The sequence below is a fragment of the Chryseobacterium jejuense genome (genome assembly GCF_017877355.1).
Lineage (GTDB): Bacteria > Bacteroidota > Bacteroidia > Flavobacteriales > Weeksellaceae > Chryseobacterium > Chryseobacterium jejuense_A.
In genome coordinates this window covers 1-4,967 of record NZ_JAGIPR010000024.1, presented here as the reverse complement: position 1 = coordinate 4,967, position 4,967 = coordinate 1, and the positions used below count along the sequence as shown (strand labels likewise).

General features: G+C 34.7%; 5 protein-coding genes and 1 pseudogene. All 6 read left to right on the top strand.

Annotation, left to right across the window (positions count from 1 at the left end):
* Window positions 1-954: RHS repeat-associated core domain-containing protein (locus tag J2772_RS24025; RefSeq protein WP_317194534.1), on the top strand; the 954-nt coding region annotated here is incomplete at its 5' end.
* The gene (locus tag J2772_RS24020) at window positions 954-1,286 is read left to right on the top strand and encodes a hypothetical protein (protein ID WP_209921583.1); all 333 of its coding nucleotides are present in this window, start codon (window positions 954-956) and stop codon (window positions 1,284-1,286) included. The genes J2772_RS24025 and J2772_RS24020, both read left to right, overlap by 1 nt.
* A 280-nt stretch (window positions 1,287-1,566) precedes the next feature.
* Window positions 1,567-2,460 (top strand): annotated as a pseudogene (locus J2772_RS24015) (RHS repeat-associated core domain-containing protein); the annotation flags it as partial.
* Between the two features lie 2 nt (window positions 2,461-2,462).
* A complete protein-coding gene (locus J2772_RS24010) occupies window positions 2,463-2,984 on the top strand; it encodes a hypothetical protein (RefSeq protein WP_209921576.1) in 522 nt (173 codons plus the stop codon).
* Between the two features lie 140 nt (window positions 2,985-3,124).
* Window positions 3,125-4,168, top strand: a complete 1,044-nt coding sequence (locus J2772_RS24005; protein WP_209921574.1) for an RHS repeat domain-containing protein — start codon at window positions 3,125-3,127, stop codon at window positions 4,166-4,168.
* Window positions 4,159-4,869 carry a hypothetical protein gene (locus J2772_RS24000; RefSeq protein WP_209921571.1) on the top strand — a complete coding sequence of 237 codons (711 nt, stop codon included), beginning with the start codon at window positions 4,159-4,161 and terminating at the stop codon, window positions 4,867-4,869. Before J2772_RS24005 ends, J2772_RS24000 begins: the two co-directional genes overlap by 10 nt.
* Window positions 4,870-4,967 lie beyond the last annotated feature (98 nt).

The window sequence follows — 4,967 nt, the reverse complement described above, 5'->3', positions numbered from 1 at the left end:
AAGTATAAATTCTTAGGCCAGGAATTACAGGAGAATGGTTTTTATGATCTAGGAGCTAGGTTTTACGTACCTGAACTGGGCATATTTGGGCAGCATGATCCTTTAAGTGGAAAGACATTAGATCCTTATGGATATGCTTACCAAAACCCTATTTTCTTTACAGATCCAACAGGTCTAGAAGGTGAGCCTGTACCAGGAGGTTCTGGTCCCGGTAATCCACAATCTATAGGAACAGCAACCAGCCCTATTGATGTAGGAGAAATTGTACTGAATGCTCCAATTAGGGCAATGGCTTCAAGTAGTAATCTGCCTAGTTGTTCTTATTGTTATACAGGTGCAGGAGTAAAAGGGGGATTGCAGAATATGGGAATTCTTCCTCGTCCTCTTTCTCATGAAGAAGCTTTAAGGAGAGTCAGCATGCCGATTCTACATAATGGCTCAGCCCAAATGATGGATAGTGTATGGGATATTCTTGGGATTCTTGCTGCAAATGCTAAACCTGAAAATAGAGAAACAGCGTTGGGACTTGCGGCAATTGCCATAATTACATCTGGAGGAAGAGTTGCACCTGGGATTATAAAGGCAGAGGCTTCTATTGTTAAAACTGAGATGAAAACTCTTTCTCGAGCCGAAATGTCAAATATTTGGGGAGCTGGAATAAATTATGAAAGGAAAACAGTATTGCATCCGGGAACATTAGAAAAAACAATTGAGAAAGCTTGGGGTAAAGATGCGGTTGGAACTTTTGATAATATTATAGAACAAGTTGCAAGTGGTAAAGCGGGTGGTAATATTCACTCTCTTTCTAAGGATTTAAAAGGTTTTAAAGCAATTGATATGCCTGGTACGGGAACTGGTAGAGGAGCAGGGCGTGTTATTTTTAAAGAAGTTTCTAACCAAGTGGAAATCATTGGAGTAGTTAAGGGACATGATTATACTAAAATTTTAAAATAATGGAAAAGTGGGATTTAAAATATTCAATTGCCGAGTTTATTGTGCCTAAGCTTGAGGCGTATAAAAGTGAAGTAGAAAATGATAACATTATGTCTATACCTTTATGGATAGAAGAATATAATTTGCCATTTACTTTAGATCAGAATATAGAATATTCAGAAGAGGAAATAAGTTTAATAAATAAAGAATGGGTTATCATATTAGAAAAAATAATATTCTCATTTAAAAGTTTACTAATCCCCCCAAATGAAATGGATTTTGACGAACTACAAAAGATACAAAATGAAGGAATGTTGTTGTTTGCAAAATATTATTTTAACTTATGGGACTAACTACAATTAGTGATTTTTATCTCATTTATTCAAGCTTCTGGTTCATACATTGAATAATAAAAAACACTGCAATTGTAGTGTTTTTTTATTTTGTTCTCTAAAAACGGCTATATTTAGCAGTATAAAAGTTTATTAGACAAAAGCTACGTTTCGGGAGAAACAGCGCAGATGCCAATGATTACTATACATTTGGGATGAATAAAGACCGGAAACTCGTTCTTCGGGCAGAGCAATTATAAAAATTATAAGTTCTTAGGAGCTACAGGAAAAAGTTTTTTATGATCTTGGAGCAAGATTGTATATACCAGAACTGGGAATCTTTGGACAGCATGATCCTTTAAGCGGCAAGACATTAGACCCTTATGGATATGCTTACCAAAACCCTATTTTCTTTACAGATCCAACAGGTCTAGAAGGTGATCCTGTACCAGGTAGCTCAGGTACTGGCAATCCACAATCCATAGGAACAGCAGCCAGTCCTATTGATGTGGGGGAAGTGATATTGAATTCTCCTGTAAAAGCGGTGGCATCCAATATTCCATCTATAATGCCTTCTAATTGTTTAGTATGTAATGGAGGAGGGATTTCTGCGCCAAAATTACAAAATACTGCAACACCTAATATACCGGAAATCAGAAGATCTTATAAGAACTTCTATCCTTATCAACCGGATAATACCCCTGAGTGGTATACTTTTGGGGGACGAGCAAATTGGGGACTCGGAGGAGCTGCGTTAAGTTTAGAAAAACTTTCGGGACAGACCCGAATTACTACAACAGGTTCATCTATTAGACTATATCGTCCTAATGCGAATGGGAATGTTTTTATTAAGAATCAATACACAAAGACAATGGGATTAGGTAAAATAGGAAATTTATTGGGCAAAGCTTCTTTTTGGGGAGGAGTTGCAATGGATGCAAGAGGAGCTTTTAATTATTACTATAATCCAGAATCAACTAATATAGTACATCCTGCAAAAGCCGGTTTGAATACTACTATAGGAGCGTATGGAACTTGGGTAAATCCTGCAGCAGGAATATTATATTTTGGTGTTGATGCTTTTTATCCTGGTGGCTGGGAAGGTTATGGAAATGACTACCAAAGTATACAATCTGACAATGCAGCCATCATGCCTGGGTTTATAACAGCTCCTTATGGCTCACAAAAATTTTAATTATGTTAATAAAAAAAGCATACCAATATTTATTTTATAAATTTTATAAGATGTCCGATGCTGCTCCTTCAAAATGGTGGAGTGAAGGGAAAGCAAGTATGGCAATAGGAGTGTTAGAGATATGGACAATTATTTCTATTTTGATTTATTATAAAATTCTCATTGATCCATCTTCAAATATCATGGGAACTATTATAGTATGGTTTGTAATAATTACAGGTGTAACTATAACTGATTATTTTATTTTTCATTATAAAAATAAATGGAAAAGTATTATTTCAGAGTTTGATCAATTATCAAAGAGGAAAAATATAATAGGAAGTTGGGTAGTGTTTGGAATAGTATTATTGATTATTGGAAATTTCATTTTTTCATTTTATTGTTTAGACAGGCAAGCAAGAAAAGACCAAGTTGGACCCTATGCTCCGGAAGTTGTTGCAAAAGAAAGAAGAGAAGATTCTTTACAGAAGGCTTACCAAATTGAAAATTTGAAGAAAATATATGGGGAGGATAATAAAAAATAGAAATACAGATTTGTAACCTAATAAGCCATTACAAAAATGTAATGGCTTATACCATCGATAAATAATCTTTAGGCTGCAATTATAAAGACTTTCTGGGAAATGTAAGGTTCAGTTACAGCAAAGCTGATGGAGGTGGAATAATGATTCAGGAAGAAAGCAATTATTATCCCTTTGGGTTGAAGCATGAAGGGTATAACAGTAGTTCTCTTTTAACTGAATTCGGGACTAACTACAAGTATAAATTCCTAGGGCAAGAATTACAGGAAAACGGATTCTATGATTTAGGAGCCAGATTCTATGTACCTGAACTGGGAATCTTTGGGCAGCATGATCCTTTAAGCGGAAAGACATTAGATCCTTACGGATATGCTTACCAAAACCCTATCTTTTTTACAGATCCCACAGGTTTGGAGGGTGATCCAATCCCTGGAGGCTCTGGTCCCGGTAATCCACAATCTATAGGAACAGCAACCAGCCCTATTGATGTGGGGGAGATTGTACTGAATGCTCCAATAAGAGCAATGGCTACCAGTAGTAATCTACCTAGTTGTTCTTATTGTTATACAGGTGCAGGTGTAAAAGGAGGACTACAGGGGATGGGAATTCTTCCTCGTCCTCTTTCTGATGAAGAAATTCTAAGAATAATAAAGAAGCCCGTTCTTCACAATGGCTCAGCCCAAATGATGGATAGTGTATGGGATATTCTTGGAATCCTTGCAGCAAATGCTGAGCCTGAAAATAGAGAGGCGGCACTGGGGCTTGCAGCAATTGCGATAATTACATCTGGAGGAAGAGCTGCACCTGGGATTATAAAGGCAGAGTCTTCTATTGTTAAAACAGAGATAAAGACTCTTTCCCGAGCCGAAATGTCAAATATTTGGGGAGCAGGTCCTCTAAGAATTGACCCTAAAAATTTACCGAAAACTGTAACAAATGATTTCACTGAAATCTTAGCAGGAAGAGGAGTCCCAAGACTTGATGATTTTGGATTACCAAGAACAGTACAACGTAACTCCAAATGGAATGGAGCATTAGAATGGCAAATAAAAGATGTACCAGGTACCGTAGGGTTAAATAGCAGTCGAATTGTTCAACATCCAGATGGAAAATGGGGATTAGTTATCAATCATGATTATAATAAAATTATACAAATACCAACAAGCTCAGCAGTAAAATGGAAATAAATTTTTTATCAGAAGAAAAAACGCTATTATCAACAAAATACATAAAACTGATTCGTAAAAAAGATTTTGACAAAATAGTTATCAAAAGAGATGATATTAAGTCTATCAATCTTCAATTTAGAGAAGTCTCTAAGCAGAATATAATTATTAGAGTTTCGTTTAAAGGCCTTAAAACTTTTAAAAACGATTATTATTTTAATATCTCGGATATTTTAATTAAAAACAGAGAAATTATTCTAATAGGAGTCCTTGACGATCCTTTATGGATATATAATCAGGGATATATAGATAATTTTAAACTTCTCACTGACAAAAAAGAAAAAATAAAATGGTATGAATTAAATGATAAGCAAAAGTATTATTACTTAAGAGGATGTTGCCTATTGAATGGAGTTAGAGAAACAATAGATAACACGAATCCGATTATAGAAATTGACTTGTCAAAAGTCAGAGCAGATTTGGATGTCTATTATGAAATTGGTAAAGCTTTTTTTAATTCATATGGATATTTTGGAACCGAAATAAATTCATTTATAGATTGTTTAATCAGTATCAGTGCATCAATTAAAAAAAGGGAAAAAACACCAATTTTAAAAATAAAGGGATATAAAAACTTTGAGAAATATTTTTCAAACAATATTTTATTTGATGATTTTTACCAAGAATTTAGTAAGAGAGAGTTCGAAATTGTGAATTCCTGACCTGCTGCGCATTCTATGACACGAAGCAAATAAAAATTGTTAAAATTTAAGATGCAAATTTATAAGTATTAATATAAGGAGTTTGTCTTTCTATTACG

Bases quoted from the DNA above. Each gene is read 5' to 3' on its own strand.
- J2772_RS24020 (WP_209921583.1), top strand. From the start codon at position 954: ATGGAAAAGTGGGATTTAAAATATTCAATTGCCGAGTTTATTGTGCCT.
- J2772_RS24010 (WP_209921576.1), top strand. From the start codon at position 2,463: ATGTTAATAAAAAAAGCATACCAATATTTATTTTATAAATTTTATAAG.
- J2772_RS24000 (WP_209921571.1), top strand. From the start codon at position 4,159: ATGGAAATAAATTTTTTATCAGAAGAAAAAACGCTATTATCAACAAAA.
- J2772_RS24005 (WP_209921574.1), top strand. From the start codon at position 3,125: ATGATTCAGGAAGAAAGCAATTATTATCCCTTTGGGTTGAAGCATGAA.